The organism is bacterium (assembly GCA_035559435.1).
Classification (GTDB): Bacteria; Zixibacteria; MSB-5A5; order WJJR01; family WJJR01; genus JACQFV01.
Window position 1 is genome coordinate 96,539 of the sequence record DATMBC010000019.1, and the last position, 21,551, is coordinate 118,089.

11 protein-coding genes are annotated in these 21,551 nt (G+C 62.8%); 9 read left to right on the forward strand and 2 right to left on the reverse strand.

Annotated features, from left to right (window positions below):
• The first annotated feature begins 418 nt into the window (after positions 1-418).
• Both VNN55_02125 and VNN55_02130 read left to right on the forward strand, forming a co-directional pair.
• Complete coding sequence (locus VNN55_02125; GenBank protein HWO56342.1) at positions 419-3,604, forward strand: hypothetical protein; 3,186 nt, start codon at positions 419-421, stop codon at positions 3,602-3,604.
• Between the two features lie 487 nt (positions 3,605-4,091).
• On the forward strand, positions 4,092-7,253 hold the full coding sequence (locus VNN55_02130) for a hypothetical protein (protein ID HWO56343.1): 3,162 nt from the start codon (positions 4,092-4,094) through the stop codon (positions 7,251-7,253).
• A 582-nt stretch (positions 7,254-7,835) separates the two neighbouring features.
• On the opposite strand, the gene VNN55_02135 is transcribed toward VNN55_02130, so the two are convergent.
• Together VNN55_02135 and VNN55_02140 are read right to left on the reverse strand one after the other, a co-directional pair.
• Positions 7,836-8,186 (reverse strand): carboxymuconolactone decarboxylase family protein, encoded by a 351-nt coding sequence (locus VNN55_02135; GenBank protein ID HWO56344.1) that lies wholly within the window; start codon positions 8,184-8,186, stop codon positions 7,836-7,838.
• A 1,901-nt stretch (positions 8,187-10,087) separates the two neighbouring features.
• A complete protein-coding gene (locus VNN55_02140) occupies positions 10,088-11,605 on the reverse strand; it encodes a carboxypeptidase M32 (GenBank protein ID HWO56345.1) in 1,518 nt (505 codons plus the stop codon).
• 297 nt (positions 11,606-11,902) lie between these two features.
• Here VNN55_02140 and malQ point away from each other — a divergent pair, with 297 nt between their 5' ends.
• The 7 genes from malQ to VNN55_02175 all read left to right on the forward strand — a co-directional run bounded on the left by malQ (position 11,903) and on the right by VNN55_02175 (position 21,550).
• Entirely contained in the window at positions 11,903-14,041 is a 2,139-nt protein-coding gene (malQ, locus tag VNN55_02145; GenBank protein HWO56346.1) for a 4-alpha-glucanotransferase, read from the forward strand.
• Positions 14,042-14,126: 85 nt separating this feature from the next.
• Entirely contained in the window at positions 14,127-16,004 is a 1,878-nt protein-coding gene (gene glgB, locus VNN55_02150) for a 1,4-alpha-glucan branching protein GlgB (protein HWO56347.1), read from the forward strand.
• A 19-nt stretch (positions 16,005-16,023) separates the two neighbouring features.
• A complete protein-coding gene (locus VNN55_02155; GenBank protein HWO56348.1) occupies positions 16,024-17,538 on the forward strand; it encodes a DUF3536 domain-containing protein in 1,515 nt (504 codons plus the stop codon).
• A gap of 129 nt (positions 17,539-17,667) precedes the next feature.
• Entirely contained in the window at positions 17,668-18,282 is a 615-nt protein-coding gene (locus tag VNN55_02160; GenBank protein HWO56349.1) for a DUF1579 domain-containing protein, read from the forward strand.
• A gap of 53 nt (positions 18,283-18,335) precedes the next feature.
• On the forward strand, positions 18,336-18,941 hold the full coding sequence (locus tag VNN55_02165; GenBank protein HWO56350.1) for a DUF1579 domain-containing protein: 606 nt from the start codon (positions 18,336-18,338) through the stop codon (positions 18,939-18,941).
• Positions 18,942-19,036: 95 nt separating this feature from the next.
• Positions 19,037-19,750 carry a response regulator transcription factor gene (locus tag VNN55_02170; protein ID HWO56351.1) on the forward strand — a complete coding sequence of 238 codons (714 nt, stop codon included), beginning with the start codon at positions 19,037-19,039 and terminating at the stop codon, positions 19,748-19,750.
• Positions 19,751-19,753: 3 nt separating this feature from the next.
• Positions 19,754-21,550 carry an ATP-binding protein gene (locus VNN55_02175; GenBank protein HWO56352.1) on the forward strand — a complete coding sequence of 599 codons (1,797 nt, stop codon included), beginning with the start codon at positions 19,754-19,756 and terminating at the stop codon, positions 21,548-21,550.
• Position 21,551 lies beyond the last annotated feature (1 nt).

A 21,551-nucleotide genomic window follows, 5' to 3' on the forward strand; every position in this document is an offset into this window, starting at 1 on the left:
TAGTTGCGGAGGTGACTCTATGGGACCGCGATTGCCCTGGAGCAGGGAGTCAACCACGTTCTTGGTTGCGAGCGCCGTCGTTGTATTCTCGGTCGCCACAGCAGTGAATCGGGGTGGCGCGGCAGAGGATCCGCTCCCCAGCCCCCTATATGGAACGGCGTTGAACGGAGTGATTGAGAGTTTCGCCACGGCGCCGGAGGGAAGCGACGCCATCCAGATGGCGCGCCGTCGCAATTCCTCCACAGAATCCGCCGTGGTGCGTGGCACCGGGACGCTGTCTCTGCGTCCTCGGTTACCGGACGACGCGACTGTCTCATACCCTGCGCGCAGCGCTTTCGGTGCGCCCCAGGAATATGATTGTTACGATGCTTTCGGGATCATCAGGTTTTCCCTGGATCCCAGCGATCAGTTTTGCCAGATGCCCCCTCCGCAGACGGACTTCGCTCAGGTTTTTGGCCCGACGATTGTGCGTCGCGATGCTGGTCCCTATTCCGACGGACAGATCATCCAGACGGAGATTGTCGCCATGGAATTGACCGGCAACACCGGCGCCAATGGTCCGGTGATTTTCCGTCAGAGCCCGGCCCAACCCTCGCTGGGCGGCGTTGTCAATGTGGTCACCGACGGGAGCGGAAACCTGGTCTCCGGCGATTCTTTCTTCGACATCGTCTTCGAGATCGAGTTCCCGATGCTGGGATTAACTGCGATTCCGGCAAGCCCGGTCCACATCAGGACATCGGTTGACAGCATGCCCCCGCGGCCGGGGACGACGCACCAGAGCCAGCCGGGGGCGTCAACGCCCTTGCTTAATAAGAACACCGGGAACCAGATCGGTTGGAGTTGCGCGACGACCCACTCAGTTAACACTTATACAAACTGTCAGAGGGTGTGTGTTTACGAGTTGACCTGCATCTCCGGTCATCCCAGCGATGTCGCGGGGCTTGGTCTGGCGGTTGGCGACCGTCGCCGCACCAATGACATGTGCGTGAACACGTGTCCGGACATCAAGACGCAATTGACGGCGGACAGCGGCACGGTGTGTATGTGGTGGCATTTTGTGGAGTGCGCGCCGAGCAACCTCCCCGTGGTTCCGGGAACCATCGTGAGCGACTGCCCGTGCGACAAGTACTGCGTCTACACCGTTCAGTGCATCTCCGGGCATCCGGACGACATCGCCGCCTTGGGCATTCCTCCGGGAAAGCGATTCAAGCAGGGGACGTGCGTCAACACCTGTCCCGAACTGAAGTCGATCGTTCCCGGTCGGCATGGCCCGGTCTGCATTCACTGGAAGTTGGAAGGGTGTCTGCCGGAGTCGGGGAATCCGGACGTGATCGGACGTCTGGTGTTTGAATGCGCCTGCACGCCCACCATGAACAGTGTGCCGAGTTGCGCCGGTTACTCGTCATGCCCGACATCGCCGTCGTGTCCGAATTATATCAGTTGCTACAACACTCCCACGTTCTGCATGGCATCCTGTCCGTGGTATGCCACCTGCGAACGGTACCCATCCTGTCCGGGCAATCCGAGTTGTCCGAACTATCCCAGTTGCGAGACCTATCCATCCTGTCCATACTACCCGAGTTGCTACTCCACGCCGACCTGCGAGGGCGCGGTCACCTGCACCGGTGCGCCGCCGGCTTTTGACTCCTCATATTACCCGGCAGTCTTCTCGGTGGACGGGCCGATCAACCCGGCGGAAGGGCTGCGGCAACCGGATGTTCCGGGTGGACACCCGGCTCCTAATGATGTCTTCGCCTTGGGCTTTGCCGGACCGTGGGCTTACTTCACGGAAGGTGAGATCTTCGAGTCCAAGCCGCCGGGTCCCGGAGTCCCGCCGGCGATGACGAACATCGACCGCATCTCGGCATCACTGGGAGTCGGGGTGGCTCCCGGCGGCCCGCCCTACACCGGGCCATTTGCCCCGAATCCGGGCGCGCCCGATCCGGCGCCGTCTTCGGCCACGCTCGGGATGGGCACGCTGGGCTTGGTCTCAACGGACAATATCGACGCACTATCGTTTGGCCGTGACGGAGGTAACGTGCTGCTGTTCAGCGTCGATCCCGAGGCGATTGGCACTGCGGGCACGGCCGTTTACGCCCAGTCAACGATGTCGCCGGCCGCCCCGCCAGTGGGAACGCCCCCGCCCAGCAATGGCGGCGGCGATCCCGGCAGTGAAGCCGCCGGCGACATCTACCGCTCGCCGCAGTACACATGGTTTGGCGGACCGGCCAACGTGGTCCTCTTGCCGGCTCCATCAGGGAACAACACGCTTGATCTCGATGAAGCGCAAGTCGGGTTGCAGGCGCCGGCGCACACCTACAACGCCCTGCCCGATTCGATCGAGGACGACCTCGACGCGCTGGAAGCGACCGATGCCTTAAGTGTCGACAGCGATGCGGACGGGCTGGTGGAGAATCCGGATTCGGCGATCTACTTCTCGCTGACGCTTTCGTCGCCGAGCGTCTTCACGTCGGCCGTCGTTTCCGAGGACGATATTCTCGTCTCGCCTGCCCCTGGCGGCGGAGCATTCACATTTGGCGTCTATGCCGATGGCGTCTCCGACCTCGGGCTTCTGGACGGTGACAACATAGATGGGATCGCGGTATGGGATGTCGTGCCGCGCGGAGTCTGGAGCGCCGATGACGAGATCCTGTTCAGTCTGTCCGCTGGGTCACCGTCACTTGATGCCGCCGCCAACCCGAACATGCCGGGACCGGGGCCGTTTGCGCCCGGGGATGTCTTCAGAAAAGGTTTCGCTCCGTCGCCCGGGCCGATCGCGATGTACGCGACGGCCGCGAGTCTCGGGCTTTTGGGGACGGACGAACTGGACGCGTTGGACATCGGGCGTTGCGACTGCCGCTGGGATTCGGATGAGTCCGGGCAGGGCGATGTCTGCGAGCCCGGGTTCACGGATGTCGGGGCCGGGGTGACGGTGACGCTCGCCCCGTGTGTTGTGATCACATTCGACTCGGTGTCCCTCTGGGGGGTCAGTGCGGTGACCATCTCGGCGACCGGACCGGCCGGTCCGTCCGGTTATTCCATCCTGCCGCTTTGTGCTCCGGCATCGGTCGGTGCACGCGCGAGCTCGACCCAAGGCGGCTACGCTGAGGTGACCACGAGCGCCGACTATGTCGTTGATCCCGGCCCGCCCAATATTGAAGTCTGCATCGCAGTTGAAACAACCGTTGTCAGCGGTCCCGCTCAGAACCTGAAGATGTTCCATTATGAGGAAGTCTCGCCGGGAAACTTCCAGTGGGTGGACATTACCACTGCGGTGACCACGGCCGGCAGCGCCTTCCAGGTGTGCGGGGCAGTTTCGGCCCTCTCGACCTTCATTGTCGCCGAGCCCGTGCTATGCGCGTGCAACTGCCACGCCGATCCGGTCTGCGACGGTGTGATCAACAACATCCAGGATGTTGTGGTGGCGGTGAACGTCGCCTTCCGCGGCGCGCCGGCGGTGCCCGATCCGAATCCGAGCTGTCCGTATGAGACGACGGATGTCAATTGCGACGGCGTCACCAGCGTCCTGGATGTCGTCAAGATCGTCAACGTGGCCTTCCGCGGATCGACACCGGCGACGGAGTACTGCGATCCGTGTCCGTAGGGGGTTCGGCTGTTTGACTCAAGCATGGGGCGCTCCGCTGTCACCGGAGCGCCCCAATGAAAAGTTGCATGTCATCTGTTCCGACGAGGAAGGTACCGATATAAGCCCCGATGGACTTGTCACCGAGGATCTTCGAATGCAAGTACTGTTCAGTCCTGAATGTGGGCGAATTCGCCGACTTTCGTTAATGCATTATTGTTCAACGCTTTGCGTCGTCGCAGCTTTAGCTACTTCGCTTCTTATCCCTGATCTCTATTGACACCTCGGGATTGTAGGCGATATTAAAATAGATCAGGTGGATTCCATCCGGATTCCACTTCAGCGATTTCGACACAACACGCAGGTCTGGGCGGGAGCAGTCCCGGCCGACAGAACTGGCGCAGGGAGTGGCCTTTTGAGTCGGGAGGTGGCCATGTTGCCGGTATTGTGTAGATGGACACGGTCCAGATTTGTTGTTGTCTGGATCGCGGCGCTGGGGGTGGCATGGATGTCGCACGCCGCGTTGGCGGGAACAGCCGACCCATTGCCGTCTCCGCTCTATCAGCATTCCCTCAAGACCTCCATCGAGAAATTCGACGGCGCCAGCGCACAGGCGACGGCGCCGAAGATCTCACGCGAGCGGGCTTATGCCGCTCAGGCGGGCGGCGGCGGAACAGGACGCCTCGCCGGTGTCGCGGCGGCCGTCGACGACTGCTGGTTGTCGCAGTCGGTCTGGGTTCTGTCGCTGGATCCCTCGCCAAATGGATGTGAGTCTGGAGAGGCGATCACGCTGTTGACCGCCGATCCGACATTTCCGGACATCGTGCGCCGCCAGGCGCCGCCGTACCTGCCGTCGCCGAACCCGCCCGACATTCCCATTGAGATGATCCAGATGGAACTGCGCGGCAACGGCTCCATGGGGCCCGTTCTTGTACGCTTGAGTCCGTCGATACCATCCACCGGACGGATCACCAATGTCACGAGCGATCCGGGCGGCAACTTCCAGTCGGGAACAGTTCAGTTGGATGTCACGATTGAAATTGAAATCGTGGCCTTAAGCCTCGTTTCGGTCAACCCGATTCCGGTGCGACTGGAAGGGGCGATCACCACACTGCCGCCGATTGGCTCGACCTGGTCGACGCCGCCCAGTTTCCCGCCGGTGCCGTTGCACGACATCAACAACGGCACACAGATTGGCTGGATTTGCGCGTTGCCGGGGTACACACCAGCCACTCCTCAGGAATGCCCGCCGGAGGAGCAACCAACGATGGTCGGGACGGCATCGTGCCATGGCACATCGACCTGCCCGGGGTCGTTCACCTGTCTGAACGCGACCTGCGCGGCGGCACAGACCTGCCGGTCGATGACCTGCACCGCCGAGCCGACCTGTGCCGGCTCGGAGGCGACCTGCTCGCCGAATCCAACTTGCCCGACGTATCCGTCGTGCGCCGAGACGCCGACCTGCCTCACTGAAACTTGCGTGGGTTACAGCACCTGCCGCGGCTCGACCACGTGTCAGAGCACCTACACCTGCGACCAGATTCCCTCGTACAACCCGACGCCCAGTTGCGCGCCGTACCCGTGCAATACGATGGTGGCGGGCCCGACCTGCCATGGCGCTTCGACCTGTCCGGGTTACTACACCTGCGTGGATGCCAGTTGCGCGGCGTTCCAGACCTGCCGCAACCCGACTTGCACCTCGGAGCCGACCTGCGGTCCGCGGTCATCGACCTGTTCGTACAGTGTGACCTGTCCGGAGTATCCGTCGTGCAACGGCACGGCGACCTGCGGGGCAACGAACAACACCTGCATTGGTTCGCCGACCTGTCGTGGGACATCGACCTGCGCAGGGGTGCCGACCTGCGAGCCGCCGGCGCCGACCATCGCGCCGTATGTCACCTGCGGCGACAATTTCGTCACCTGTCAGGGTGTCGTCACTTGCGACCGCTCGGTCTCGTGCGCGGGCAATCCGAGTTGCGATGGCGGCTACACTTGTCAGGGGACCGCGACGTGCGATGGCACGTCCTCGTGCGATGGGACGCTCACCTGCCACAATCAGGCGACCTGCCATTTTTCCTGCGAAGGACACCAGTGCGGTTACCCGACGATGCAGGGATACTACTCCTGCGACGGCGCCGCCTGCCCGACCTACATCTCGTCGGTCAGTTGCGCGAGCGGTTGGCTCTGCCCGACCTTCAGCGGCTACAACACCTGTCCGGTGGGCGCGTGTGTGACGATGGATGGCACGATCAGTTGCGAAGGGGGAGGCGCGTGCATCACGTGGTCTAATTACTACACCTGCCACATGATCCCGTGCGATCCGCCGCCGCCGCCGACCTATCAATCGTATGAAACCTGCCGTCCCGCGCAGTGCGTCACCTGGCTGGGGACGCCATCGTGTCCGGGGGATGCCAGTTGCATCCCGACGTCGCCGCCGATGGCCAGTTGTGGCGGGTTGCCGACCTGCGCGGCGGTAATCTGTGTTCCGACGATCCCGGGCAACCCGACCTGTGCCGGTGTGGCCTCGTGCGCGCCGAATCCGTCATGCAACGCCTTCGGCACCTGCGCCGGGTTTGCGACCTGCGCGCCGGCGGGGACCTGCGGCGCGAACACCTGCCCGAACTTTAACACCTGCGCCGGCTTTGCCAGTTGCGCCGGCACCGTGACCTGTCAGGGCGGGCACACCTGCGCGCCGAATGTGACTTGCGCAGGGAGTATTACTTGCACGCATTCGAACACCTGCACGGGCGCGGCAACCTGCGACATTTCTCCCACCTGTGGAGGGTGGCCGACTTGCGCGGGCGGACCGACCTGCGGTTTTGCCATTCCGACCTGCGGGCCGTTTGCCACCTGCGCCGCCGAGCAGACCTGTCCGGGCGCGCCGACCTGCGAGCAACAGGCAACCTGCAATGGTTCGCCGACATGCGCGTTGTCGTTCACCTGCGATGGCTGGCCGACCTGTCAGCCGCCGCCGTATGAGATACCGTGTGAACTGAAGCTCTGTCTCGACAGTCTGCGCCTCGGCTGGATCACCAATTCGATTCCGCCCGACTCGACCCAGGCGTTCGAATGGCATGACTGGCACGGCGGACCGATTCATCCGTTCCTGATCTGGGATGAAACGACGCCGAAGATTCCGGGCATCTTCGTGATCACCGAGTGGATCGCGCCGCCGCCGCAGGCGGGCATCGTCGACACTGAGTATGTCCGCTTCCCGTACTGGGTCGACTCGCTGCGCGCGCAGGATAACGACGGCGATGGCCAGGTGTCGGTCGGCGATCATCTGCTGCTGCAATTTGCCAACCCGGCGCCGATTGTCGGGCAGACCGCCTGGTTCCGGGTGGCGGAGATCGGCAAGAGCCGTCCGCAGGACAAGAAGTACATCCTGAAGATGAAGTGCGACCGCCCGCTGGCGATGGCGTGCGCGTGCAACTGCCACGCCGATCCGGTCTGCGACGGTGTGATCAACAACATCCAGGATGTTGTGGTGGCGGTGAACGTCGCCTTCCGCGGCGCGCCGGCGGTGCCCGATCCGAATCCGAGCTGTCCGCATGAGACGACGGATGTCAATTGCGACGGCGTCACCAGCGTCCTGGATGTCGTCAAGATCGTCAACGTGGCCTTCCGCGGATCGACACCGGCGGCGGAGTACTGCGATCCGTGTCCGTAACGGGCCGGGCAATGTGACCACAGACGGGGCATCTCGGTGAGATGCCCCGTTTGCTTTGTGGATGGCGGCGGGGTGTGCCCTCACCCGGTTCGCCTGCGGCGAACCGACCTCTCCCGGAGGGAGAGGTGAACGAGCGCTCTTGGGGGCGATGGGGTTTGGATGGGTGAATTCGGCGGATAGAGGGGGATTGCGTGGGAAGGTGTGCCCTTACCCGGTTCGCCTACGGCGAACCGAGCTCTCCCGGAGGGAGAGGTGAACGAGCGCTCTTGGGGCGATGGGGTTTGGATGGGTGAATTCGACGGATAGATCGGATTGCGGGGTGGGTGCCCTTACCCGGTTCATCTGCGGCGAACCGACCTCTCCTGGAGGGAGAGGTGAACAGACATCATTGGTGGCGATTGATTCCTGGCAGTTGAAGCGCACGGGTAGACTTTACAAGGCCGGTCCGTAGCGTCGGGACTCCGTTGTGAGAAACCCAAGGCAATATTGTTCACCCCCTTGGGGGGAGGTCGTCCCGTCGAAGACGGGACGGGTGAGGGGTGTCTGCCGTTTGGCGAGTCGTGGCGCTTTGTGCGCGCGCGTTTACTGCATGTTGCGCATCTCCTCGCGCGCGGCGGCGGCGCGTCGCAAATGCGGGATGGTGATCGAGCCGCCGACCACCAACGCCACCGCAAAGATCTCATCGAACTCGGCGTCGGTGATGCCCTGTTCGGCGCATTGGATCATGTGGTAGGTGATACAGTCGTCGCAGCGCAGCACAATCGAGGCGACCAGCCCGAGCATCTCCTTGGTCCGGGCGGGCAGGGCGCCGTCTTTGTAGACGTTGGTGTCGATGTTGAAGAAACGTCCGATCTGCTGGTGCTTGGAGCGCAGGAGGATCTCGTTGAGGGCGCTCCGTTCCTCTTTGAATTCGGCGATGGTCTTGCGGGGCATTGGTCCTCCGGTCGGCCGCGCGGCCTGTGCGTAACGGTTTGCGGCGGAAGATAGCGGATCGGGGCGATCAGAGCACCGATGAGAAGGCAGGTCAGGAGCACCGCGCGCGGGAGGTAATCGGCATCGTCGGATGCTCGAAGCGCGGGGCTCCTGACAGGACGCTGGCGACAGATGTGTCAGGAGCCCGGCGCCGCCGGCACTTGGGCGCGATTCGACATCATTGATGGCGCCGTGCTCCTGACCTACGCCGGTGCGAAAAGTAGTGCGTGCAAAGAGCGCACGCGCCCGACAAATTCTGGGACTGATGGGTGGCGGGAAGAATGCAGATGTGTCTTGGGTGGTTTCGGTCCCAGGGGCGACCTGCGGGATAGGCGATCCATATCCCGTTGTGACAGAAGCATTTTTCAAGGGCTTCCATGGACGCGACGGGCTGTCTGCGGTGCCGATTGGCTGACTCGGCGTTCGGACAGGAGTCAGCGCTTTCTGTTTGAATGGGACAGATGGCGATTTAGATTGAGATGGTTCGCTCAGCTGTGCGCGTGGTTGGGATTGGGGATGCCGGTTGTGGCGGGCTACGTTGCGATGGCAGCCGCAAACCCCTCCCCGTCGTGGGCGTCACGCAGCCGCACCGACTGAGATTAGCTCACGGCGATGATGATGCTTAAGAGTATTCATCATAGATTCCTTGCCCCGTCAAATGATACGCGCAGAAGCGCAGTCCTGCGGCTGGCCGTGTGCGCCTTGGCGGTTATGACTGTGGGGCCGCTCCTATTGACCGGATGCAGCGGGCGCGGGACTGATCCAAAGGCGACGAAGACGTATCTGTACGCGGCGCGTTCCGATCCCTACCACGGAAGCGTGGACGTGTTCGATTATGAGTCGGATTCGCCCCTCCGGACGATCACGGACACTGCATTTCGCGAGATACCCAGGGCCTTTTCCCCGCCCGAGGGGAACTACCTGTTGATCAGCGGATACGGCGGCCCTGTGATTTGGGATGTGCGAACAGATCAAGCGATGTCGCAATTGTCGAACGACGTACTAACTATATGGGGTCTTCGTTCCGCGCAAGAACATGTTAATCGGTTTGGGTTAGGACAAGACGTTTCTCTACACCGTGCCAACTGGGCAACTGATCAACCAGTGTGACGTCGAGCTACTGCACGGGGTCCTGGTGTTCGGCGACACTCGCCTGGTCGGGCTCACGGTGGGTAGTGGAGCGGACCTTACAACAACGCTGAAGTTCAATTTGGAGACCGGGGATATCGAAGATACGATATCTCTCCATCTGGAGGGGAAGCGTGGGTTCGGTTGATAGCAACAGATCTCGCTGCTTCACCGGATGGTAGATGGATCTACGGCCCGGTGAGCATTGCGGATCACGGCCTGGCCGTTCTCTGTTATGATCTCATCGGAGATTCAATCCGCTTCCTGGTTGAGACAGCGGTCGTGGGCGCTTGTGCCATCTCGCCGGATGGTTCGGAGCTCTGGTTTTCGGAGTTCGCGATCGCACCAATCGGGTCAATGCGTATCTGCGATGCGCGGACAGGGGCAGTCATTTCCCAGTTTGCCACGGAAGAGTTTGGTCGATGGCCGGCCTCAAACATTGCTTTCTGTGAGGAATTCGGGAAGGTGTACCTGCGATCGAGTAAGGGCGCCCCAATTCTGGTTGTAGACGCAGCATCGCATGCAATCGTGGGGAAGATTGCCCATAACCCGGGCCGCCCATATGAATCGATCGTTACGATGAAAACGTCGTACTAAGAACAACCACGCGGCTCTGACGGGTCATCTGTCAAAAGCGGTGCGCGCGGAGAGCGCAGGCACCCTACCGGTATAATCACAACGGGAATGTGGGAGGGCGGCTCGGCGGGAGCTTAGCCCTCCCCGAAATGGCGAGATCAGAATCCGTACAGCGCGCCGAACTTGGCGTTCATGTAGCTCATCAGCGCCTCGTGCGAGAGCGGCTTGCCGGTGACCTTCTTGACCAGGTCGGCGGCGAGGTAGCGGCGGCCGTGGGCGTGGATTTTATCGTTGAGCCACTTCTTCAGACGGCCGAACTCGCCTTTGGCGAAGTCGGCGTCGAGGTCGCCCAGGTCCTTTTTCGCCTGCGCGAAGAACTGGGCGGCGTAGAGGTTGCCCAGCGAGTAGGTCGGGAAGTAGCCGATCAGGCCGGCGCTCCAGTGGACATCCTGCATGCAGCCGATCGCGTCGTCGGGCGGGGTGATCCCCAGGTACTCGCGGTACTTCTGATTCCAGGCGGCCGGGACATCGTCGACGGTCAACTGCCCGGCGAAGAAGGCGCGCTCCAGCTCAAAGCGGATCAGGATGTGCAGGTTGTAGGTGCCCTCGTCGGATTCGGTGCGAATGAACGACGGCTTCACGTCGTTGATGGCGAAGTAGAAGTCATCGAGCGAGACATCGGCGAGCGCCTCGGCGAAATACTGCTGGGCCTTGGGATAAAAGAAGGTCCAGAAGGCCCTGGAGCGTCCCACCTGGTTTTCCCACATGCGCGACTGCGATTCATGGATGCCCAGCGAGATCGAGTCGCCCAGCGGCGTGCCGAAGTGATCCTCGGGCAGCCCCTGATCGTAGATGCCGTGGCCGGATTCATGCAGGGTGCCGAAGAAGGCGTTGGCGAAATCGTGCTCGTCGTAGCGCGTGGTCAGCCGCGTGTCGCCGGGGCCGATGCCGGTGCAGAAGGGATGCACGGTGACATCGAGACGGCCGCGTTTGTAGTCGAAGCCGATGCGGTCGGAGGCCTCGCGTCCGAACTTCTCCTGCATCTCGCGCGGGAAGCGGCGATGGAGGATGTCGGACTTCGGACGGCGCGATGAACCCTGGATCTTGTCGAGCAGTTTCACCAGTTCGACGCGCAGATCGTTGAGCGTCTTCTCGATGTCCTTGACCGTGGCGCCGGGTTCGTAGTCGTCCAGCAGGGCGTTGTAGGGATCATCCTTGTAGCCGACCGCCATCGCCTCCTGTTTCTTCAGGTCGATCATCTTGGCCAGCCAGGGCTTGAAGATCTTGAAGTCCTTCTTGGCGCGCGCCTCTTCCCAGGCGGCCTGGGCCAGCGAGGCGGTACGGCTGAGTTCCTCGACCAGCGCCTGCGGCATCTTGGTGGCGCGTTCATAGAAACGGCCGACTTCGCGCACGATCACTTCGGCGTCGCCCGTGCCGCCGTTGGTGGAGCCGGAACTGCGCAGGATGTCGAGTAGCTCGCCGATCTTCGGGTCGATCGTGCGTTCGTGGGTCATCCCGGCCAGCATTGCCAGTTGCTCGGCGCGGTGCTTGACGCCGCCATGGGGCATGTAAGTGCGCTCATCCCAACCCAGAAGCGAGGCACAGGAGTTGAGCATGTAGATGGCGCGGGTTTTCTGATTGAGTTCCTGCAGGGCGGCTTGCGGCGTGACTGCCATATCGCAACTCCTTGTGTATCAGTATGATAAATCAGTTGTTTGCGCGCCAGTCCGGGACGGCCGGCCAATTTTCAGAAGAACAAAGGTCCGCCAATATCCGCCAGAAATCAAGGGGCGGCGCTCTCTTTCCCGGGCGCGGTGTCGAGGTTGATGGGGTCTTGTCCGCATCGCACCAATACCATACGGATTGCGATGACATTTGATTCGGCGGCAATACAGGCGGATGTGGGTTTTGTTATCTTGTGCGGCTTCGCGCCCTACGGCATCTGCCGATAAAAGGAGCGTGGGACGCAAACAATGACGATGGCCGCCAACGAGATACGACAACTCCGCCGTCTGGCCGCCCTGCACCGCATCCAGACATCCTACCTGGACATGCATGGCCAGCGCCGTTATGCCGCGCCGGAATCGCTGTTGGGGACTCTGCAGGCGGTGGGCGCGTCGGTCGATGGACTGGCCGATGCGACGGAGGCGATTCGACATCGACGCGAGGAATTGCTGGCGCGTTGGGTGGCGCCCGTGATCGTGGCCTGGGATGGCGATCCCGGGCAGCTGGTCATCCGGCTGCCGCTGGAGCCGGGGACTTCGCATGCGATCGGCGCGCGTCTGCAGTACACGCTGCATTTGGAAAATGGCGACATCTGGTCGGGGCATCTGCCGGTCGAGCCGTTGCCGACCCAGCGGTTTGTGCGCTGGGGCGCGGGGATGGCGGCGGTCAAATCATTCATGCCGCCGCGCCGCTTGCCGCTGGGTTATCACCGGCTCACGGTGTTGATCGGGGCGCGCGCGTTTCAGGCGACCGTGATTGCCGCGCCCACACGCGCCTACCCGCATCCCGATGGGCGGCGCCGGTGGGGGATCTTCGCGCCGATCTATGCTCTGCATTCCGTCCGCGATTGGGGCGCCGGGGATTTCACCGATGCCGAGGCGCTGGTCGCCTGGGTGGGCGAGCAGGGCGGATCGCTTTTCGGTACGTTGCCGTTTCTGTCGTCGTATCTGGACACACCCTGTGATCCGAGCCCATACACGCCGATCTCGCGGCTTTTCTGGAATGAGTTCTTCGTCGACGTGACCCGTTTGCCGGAGCTGGGCCAGTCGCCCGCGGCACAGGAGCTGGCCGGGGCGGCCGAGTTTCGGCGCGCTTTGGAGGGTCTCAAGCGCGAGCGGCTGGTCGATTACCGTTCGACCATGCGGATGAAAAGCGCAGTGCTGCGGGTGCTGGCGCAGGAGGTGGCCGCGGCACAGGGGACCCGCTACGAGGCGGTGCGTTATCACGCCGAACGTCACCCGGAATTGGCGCGCTATGCCCGTTTCCGTGCCGCCACCGCGCGTCTGGGACGAGTCTGGACAGAATGGCCAGACAACCTCCGCGCCGGCGATATCCCCGATGGATTCAGCGACCCGGGCGAGGCGTTCTATCACCAGTACGTCCAATTGATCGCCGATGAACAGATCGAAGCGCTGGCGAAACGGTGCGTGTCCGACAGCGTCGAACTGTATCTCGACTATCCGCTGGGCACGCATCCGCAGGGATTCGACACTTGGCGCTTCCAGGGGTTGTTTGCGCACAAGGCCACGGTGGGCGCGCCGCCCGATCCGGTGTTTACCACCGGGCAGGATTGGGGCTTTCACCCTCTGCTGCCGGAGGCGCAGCGCCGCGACGGGTATCGCTACTTCGCCGCGGGATTGCGTCATCAGCTGCGGCACGCCGGCATCCTGCGCATCGACCACGTCATGGGGTTGCATCGGATGTACTGGATTCCCAAGGGCGCGCACAAGTCCGAGGGCGTGTACGTGCATTCGCCGGCGGCGGAACTGTATGCCGTCCTGACGTTGGAATCGCATCGGGCGCAATGCGCGCTGGTCGGCGAGAACCTTGGGATTGTGCCGGGGTATGTGAATGATGGCATGACGCGTCATGGACTGATCGGCATGAATGTCGCGTATTGGGAGATCGCCGCCGATCCGGAGGGAGCGTTGCAGCGGATGGCGGCGCGTCCGAACACGGTGGCCAGTCTCAACACGCACGACATGTTTCCGTTTGCGGCGTTCTGGCACGGGCTGGATGCCGACCGTCGGGCGGAGCTGGGAATGATCAGCGCCGACCAGGCCGACCTCGAGCGCTGGCTGCGGGGCGAGCTGCGCGGGCGTCTCACCGGTTACCTGCGCGAGCATGGTTTTGCCATCAAGGGCGAGGAGGATACCGACGGGGCGTTGCGCGGCATCCTGACCCTGCTGTCGCGCAGCCGGGCGGAATGGGTGCTCCTGAACCTGGAGGATCTGTGGCTGGAAACCTCGCCGCAAAACATCCCCGACACGGTGAATGAGCATCCCAATTGGCGGCAAAAAGCGCGTTATTCCATCGAGGAGATCCTCCGCGATGAGCGGATCGCCGCCATCCTGAAGTTGGTGCGCGATGCGCGCGGCGGGGGGTGACGCAACGATGACGATCGCGACGGAAAAGCCGACCGCTGTGGGGGTGTCACGCGCCTTGCCGCCGGGCACATCGCCCCTGGGGGCGATGGACCTGCACTTGATCAACGAGGGGACGCACGAGCGGCTCTACGAGAAACTCGGCGCGCATCCGGTGGTGATCGACGGGACCGCGGGTGTGCACTTTGCGGTCTGGGCGCCCGATGCGATCTCGGTCAGCGTCATCGGCGACTTCAACGGCTGGGACAACCGGCGCCACCCGCTTTATCCGCGCGAGCAATCGGGCGTCTGGGAGGGGTTCATCCCCGGCCTCGGGCATGGCACGCTGTACAAGTACCACATCGTGTCGCGTTATCACGGGTACCGGAAGGATAAGAGCGATCCGTTCGCGCGGTTCTGCGAAGTGCCGCCGCGCACGGCGTCGATTGTCTGGAACCTTGACTACGAGTGGCACGACGCCGACTGGATGCTCGAGCGCGGGAACCGTCAGTCGCTGCGTTCGCCGATTTCGATCTATGAAGTGCACCTGGGGTCGTGGCAGCGGCGTCCCGAGGACGGCGGCCGGTCGCTCGGCTACCGCGAGATCGCCGAGCCGCTGGCCAATCATGTCGCCAAGCTCGGCTTTACGCATGTCGAGTTCCTGCCGTTGATGGAGCACCCGTTCTACGGCTCCTGGGGGTATCAGATCACCGGCTACTTCGCCCCGACGTCGCGTTACGGCACGCCGCAGGATTTCATGTACCTGATCGATTATCTGCACCAGCGCGGGATCGGCGTCATTCTTGACTGGGTGCCGTCGCATTTTCCCGGCGACGATCACGGGCTGGCGTATTTTGACGGCACGCATCTGTTCGAGCACGCCTACCCGCAGAAGGGATTTCATCCCGACTGGAAAAGCTGGATTTTCAACTACGGCCGTCATGAGGTGGCCGCCTTTCTCATTTCGAGCGCGCTGTTCTGGCTGGACAAGTATCACATCGACGGGCTACGGGTGGACGCGGTGGCCTCGATGCTGTATCTGGACTATTCGCGCAAGGAGGGCGAGTGGATGCCCAACGAGTTCGGCGGGCGCGAGAACCTCGAGGCGATCCGGTTTCTGCGGCGGTTCAACGAGGCGGTCTACCGCAACTTCCCCGACGTCCAGACCTTCGCGGAGGAATCGACCGCCTGGCCGTCGGTGTCGCGTCCGACCTACCTGGGCGGGCTGGGATTCGGCATGAAGTGGGACATGGGGTGGATGCACGACACCCTGACCTACTTCACCAAGGATCCGATCCACCGCAAGTACCATCACAACGAGCTGACCTTCCGCATGGTGTACGCGTTCACCGAGAATTTCGTGCTGCCGCTGTCGCACGATGAGGTGACGCACGGCAAGGGATCGCTGCTGTCGAAGATGCCGGGGGCCGACGACTGGCAGAAGTTCGCCGAGTTGCGCCTGCTCTACGGCTACATGTTTTCCCAGCCGGGGAAGAAGCTGCTGTTCATGGGAGCGGAGATCGGCCAGTGGAGCGAGTGGAATCACGACAGCAGTCTGGACTGGCATCTGCTGCAGTATCCGCCGCATCAGGGGATCGAGCGGTGGCTGGCCGATTTGAACCGTCTGTACCGTTCGCATCCGGCGTTGCACGAGCGCGAGTTTGACGACCAGGGATTCTCCTGGATCGACTGCAACGACGCGGCCTCGAGCATTCTGTCGTTTTTCCGCCATGGATCTCCCGGCGCTAAGCCGATCCTGGTGCTGGCCAATTTCACGCCGGTGCCGCGGACCGACTACCGTGTGGGTGTCCCCGCCGGCGGGGCCTGGCGCGAATTGCTCAACAGCGACGCGCAGGTTTACGGCGGCAGCGGCATGGGCAACCTTGGCGTGGTGCAGGCGCGTTCGGAGCCGTCGCACGAGCGTCCGTATTCACTGGTTTTGACACTCCCGCCTTTGGGCATCGTTTTTCTTACCCCCGCCGATTGACGGCCAGGGATCGTCTGCCATGTCGACGCAACGCTTTGTCTGCATCCACGGGCACTTCTATCAACCGGCGCGGGAGAATCCGTGGACCGGCACGGTGCCGCTGGCGCCGGACGCGTACCCGTTCCACGACTGGAACGCGCGGATCACGGCGGAATCGTACGGCCCCAATGGCTGGTCGCAGGTCCGCGACGCGATGGGGCGGGTCGCCGAGGTCGTCAACAACTACGAGCGGATCAACTTCAACTTCGGGCCGACGTTGCTGTCCTGGCTGGCCACGAACAGCCGCGAGGTGTATGAAGCGATTCTCGCCGCCGACCGTGCGAGCGCGGCGCGTTTTGGCGGGCACGGCTCGGCGATCGCGCAGGGGTACAATCACCTGATCCTGCCGCTGGCGAATCGGCGCGACAAGCGGACGCAGGTCCTCTGGGGGATTGGCGATTTCGTCCACCGCTTTGGACGACAGCCCGAAGGGATGTGGCTGCCGGAGACGGCGGTCGATCTGGAGACGCTCGACATCCTCGCGCAGCAGGGAATCGCCTACACGATCCTCGCGCCGCGGCAGATTGCGGCAACACGGGCGCCAGGCGAATCGGCCTGGGTTGAGAATGTCAACGAGAGCGTCGATCCCCGACACCCCTACCGTGTCGAGTTGCCGTCGGGACGCAGCATTGCAGTGTTCGTCTATCATGGCGCGCTGGCGCGGGCGGTGGCCTTCGAGCGATTGCTTGCCAACGGCGAGCATTTCGCGGCGGCGCTGCTGGGCGTGTTTCTGCCGGGACGGCCCCAGCCGCAATTGGCGCACATCGCCACCGACGGCGAGACCTACGGCCACCATCACACCTTCGGCGACATGGCGCTGGCGTATGCGTTGCGGACGATCGAGCGGGAGGGGGGCGTCCGTCTGACCAACTACGGCGAGTTCCTTCGGTTGCATCCGCCGACGCACACCGCGCGCATTCTCGAGAACACCTCTTGGAGCTGCGCCCACGGCGTGGAGCGCTGGCGCAGCGACTGCGGCTGCGCCTCGGGCGCGCATCCCGACTGGAACCAGGCCTGGCGGGCGCCATTGCGCGAGGCGCTCGACTGGCTGCGCGATGAGATTGCGCCGCGTTTCGAAGCCGAATTGGCGGGTGTGGTCCGTGACCCGTGGGAGGCGCGCGATGAATACATCGCGCTCATTCTGCGTCCGGAGCCGGCAGCCGAGAAAGAGTACCTAACCCGGCATCAGGCGCGGCGGCTGACGACCACACTGCGGCGTCGCATCCTCGGTAGCATGCGGATGCAGCGGCATCTGATGCTGATGTATTCCAGTTGCGGCTGGTTCTTCGATGACATCGCCGGGGTCGAGGCCACGATGATCCTAAGGCAGGCCGGGTGGGTGATCCAGCAGGCGCGCGCGCACTACCAGATCGACCTGCTTCCCGGTGTGCTGGAACGGTTGCGTCCGGCAGTGAGCAACGATCCCGACGCGGGTGATGGCGCCAAGGTCTTCCTGCGGGCCTGTCCGGAATTGCAGCAGACGGCGTTGATTTAAGCCCTTCGTTTGCAATAAGTTCCGCTTCAATTCGAGAATTCGGATAAAGTGATTTTCTCATCGGCAGGCGTCCTGCATCTTGGGCCGGCTTTTAGATTTCATTAAACACTACCAAAGAAGGAGAGATTAATGACGGGTCGTACGGGATTGGGGTGTTTGCTGGTCGTGACGGCGTTGATATCGATCCGCCCGGCTTTGGCGCAATCGGACAAGGCCCCGGCGCAGGATGCCGACATGGCGGCCATGATGCAGGAATTTCACAAGTGGGCCGATCCGGGCGCGATGCACAAGCACTTGGAGAAACTGGCGGGCACGTGGACGGTGGTGATGAAGATGACCATGGACCCGAGCGCGCCGCCGGTGGAGTCGAAGGGGACCTGTTCGAGCGCCTTTGTGATCGGTGGACGGTGGTTGCGTCAGGAGTTTAAGGGCGAGATGATGGGGATGCCATACGAGGGCATCGGGATGATCGGCTACGACAATTTCCGTCAGGAATATGTCTGCACTTGGGCGGACAACATGACCACGGCGATGCTGCGGCTGACCGGGACCTGCAATGAAGCGGGCACGGAATTCACGCTGAGCGGGACCATGGATCAACCGATGACCGGCGAACGCGACAAGAAGTTCCGTCATGTCTGGAAGTTCACCGGGACTGACACCTATACGATGGACATGTACGACACCATCCCGGGCAAAGGTGAAGTGATGGTCATGGCACTGGAGTTTACCCGCGTGAAGTAATTGGCCGCGTCGCTCCCGAAAGATGGAGTGACCAACAGAAGAAGGGATTCCCGATGAAACGAGCAGTGTTCACAGCCGTCGTGATGGCGCTGTTGTTGGCGCCCGGACTGGCTGCCGCGCAGGAGAGCAAGGCCCCGGAGATGGACTCCGCGATGGCCGCGATGTGGGCCGAGTGGGCCAAGTATGCCAATCCCGTCGCCGAGCACAAGTTGATGGAAAAGCAGGTCGGCCAGTGGACCTATGTGTCCAGGATGTGGATGGACCCAAACGCCCCGGCCACCGAGTCGAAGGGCACCTGCGAGGTGACGCCGCTTCTCGGCGGACGGTTCTTTCGGACCGACTATCACGGCAACATGATGGGCGAGCCGTTCGAAGGGATCGCCATTGTCGGCTACGACATCGCCAAGAAGATGTACACCGGGGTCTGGATGGACAACTTTGGCACCATGATGATGACCTATTCCGGGACCTGCAACGCCGATGGTTCGGAGTGCGTCTACAAGGCGACCCTCGACGATCCGGTCATGAAGGTGACCAAGAACGTGCGGGAGGTCTGCCGCTGGACCGGCCCGGACACCTGGGTGTTGGAATGGTATGAGTCCTGGCCGGGCCAGGAGGAACGCAAGGGCATGGAAATCACGCACACGCGCGTGAAATAACATCCGGCTAACGTGGGTTTAACACGGCGCGGCGGATCATACGGTCCGCCGCGCTTTGCTTTGGGGACTCGGTGACCTTGTCTGCGGCGGGAAGGGTGCGTACATTGACGATGCTCATGGCCGGCGGGAAAAAGATTCTCGTCATTGAGGACGAACGCGATATCGGCGATCTGGTGGTGCACCTCCTTCAGAAGGAAGGGTTTGTGGCCGCGCGGATCGGCGACGGTCGGACCGGGTTGGCGCGCATCGACGCCGAACTGCCCGATCTGGTCATCCTCGATTTGATGTTGCCCGGGCTCGACGGGCTGGAAGTCTGCCGCCGGGTGCGTCAGAGCGAGCGTACGATGTTGATTCCGATCATCATGCTGACTTCGAAGGCGGAGGAGTCGGACAAGGTGGTCGGGTTGGAGATGGGCGCGGACGATTACCTCACCAAGCCGTTTTCGAACAAGGAGCTGGTGGCGCGGGTCAAATCGATGTTGCGGCGCGTGGAGCGCAACGAGAAGCCGCAGACGGCTTTTCAGTACGGAACGTTGTCGCTGGACCGTAACCGATTCGAGGTGACCGACAACGGTCAGCCGGTGACGTTGACGGCCAAGGAATTCGGGCTGCTGGAGGCCTTCATGCGCGGCCGGGGACGGATCCTGACGCGCGATTATCTGCTGAACACGGTCTGGGGATATGATTATTTTGGGTCGACGCGGACGGTGGATGTGCACGTGAGACATCTGCGCGACAAAATCCCGATGCTGGCGTCGGCGATCCAGACGATCAAGAACATCGGGTACAAACTCCGCGAAGAACCGTAACGCATGGCAGACACCCGGCGCATGGGCGCGTTGTGGCGGCGGACGTGGCCATTCATCGCCGTCGGCGCCGTCTCGATCCTCGTCGCCGGTTTTTTCATTTCCCGCCAGATTCAGAAGCAATACCTGCGGCAGGCGCACGAGCGGCTGGAGCGCGAGGCGGCGGTCCTGGCGCAGACGGCCTCCATGTTATTCCGGCTGGACAACGCCCCGCTCTGGCATCAGCAGGCGCGCGAGTGGCATCGCCTTCTCGATGTCCGGGTGACCGTCATTGACTCCAGCGGACATGTGATCTCCGACAGCGATTGGCCGGAGGATTCGGCGGCGCTCTGGTCGGGACAGGTTTCGGCGGCGGCGCCGGCGGAGTCGGTCGGGGAGGACCGCTGGGCGATCGGTTATTCGCCGGTGTGGAACGCGGAATTGCTGTATGCGACCAAGCTGGTCATGCTCGATGGGCGCACCGTCGGCGCGATCCGCTTGGCGATTCCGCTCTCGGCGCTGGAGGGTTTGAAGTCCGATGTCCGTCGGATGCTGATCACCATTCTGATCATCACGGGATTGCTGCTGTTGGCCATTTCGGTCTGGGTGGGCAACAGCATCCGTCGCCCGCTGGCGCGTCTGGCGCAGACGGCGGCACGGTATTCGCGCGGCGACTGGGACGCGCGCGTGCCGGTCGATCCCTACCGCTCCTCCGACGAATTCTCCGAACTGGCGCACGATTTCAATCGCATGGCCGATGAGGTCGAATTGCGCTTCCTGCAGAGCCGGCGCGAGCGCGATCAACTGCAGGCCGTGTTGGCCAACATGTCGGATGGCGTACTGGCGCTGGACGCGCAGGGGCGTATCCGTCTGGTCAATGATGCGTTCCGCCGGTTCTTCCGTCCGGTGCTGAGCGATCCGATCGGTCACACGCATGTCGAGGCGTTTCGCGACCGGGGGCTCAACGACCTGATCGAGAGACTGCTGGCGGGAGAGACGGAGGAAAGCGAGGAGCTGGAGATTTCCGCGCCGCGTCGGCGGATTCTCGTGGTGCGTCCCGCCCTGATCGAAGCGGCCTCCGGCGAGGATGTGCGCGGGGTCTTGGTGGCGCGCGATGTCACAGCGCGGCGCCAGATCGACCAGATGCGGCGCGACTTTGTGGCCAACGTGTCACACGAACTCCGCACGCCGCTCACGTCAATCCTTGGCTATGCGTCCGCCTTGCGCGATACCGGACTGGCATCGCCTGCGGCCGACTTTCTCGGCACGATCGAGCGCAACGCTGAACGCATGAACCGGATTGTCGGCGACTTGCTCGATCTCTCGCGCATTGAAGCGCCGGGATACCGTCCCGAGATGACCCGGTTTTCCCTGACCGCTCTGGTGGATGAAATTCAGGCCTTTCTCGCGCAGGCGCTAGCCGGAAAGTCACAGACGCTGGTGCGCGACATTCCCGCCGATGCCGACGCCTGCCTGGCCGACCGCGATGCGGTGGGACGCATCCTGACCAACCTGATCGACAACGCCATCAAGTACGGCCCGGAGGGGCACCCGATCACGGTCAGCGCCCGCCGTTGCGAGAGTGATCTGGTTCTGACCGTGTTCGACGTGGGCATGGGAGTTCCCGAAGCCGACCGTCCGCGATTGTTCGAACGCTTCTTCCGCGTGGATCGCGGCCGTTCGCGGGAGATGGGCGGCACCGGCCTGGGGCTGTCGATCGTCAAGCATCTGGCCGAAGCCCACGGTGGCGAGGCCCGCTACGAACCCAACATTCCCCACGGCAGCCGCTTCATCGTGCGCCTGCCGCAGGGCGACGCCGTATGAA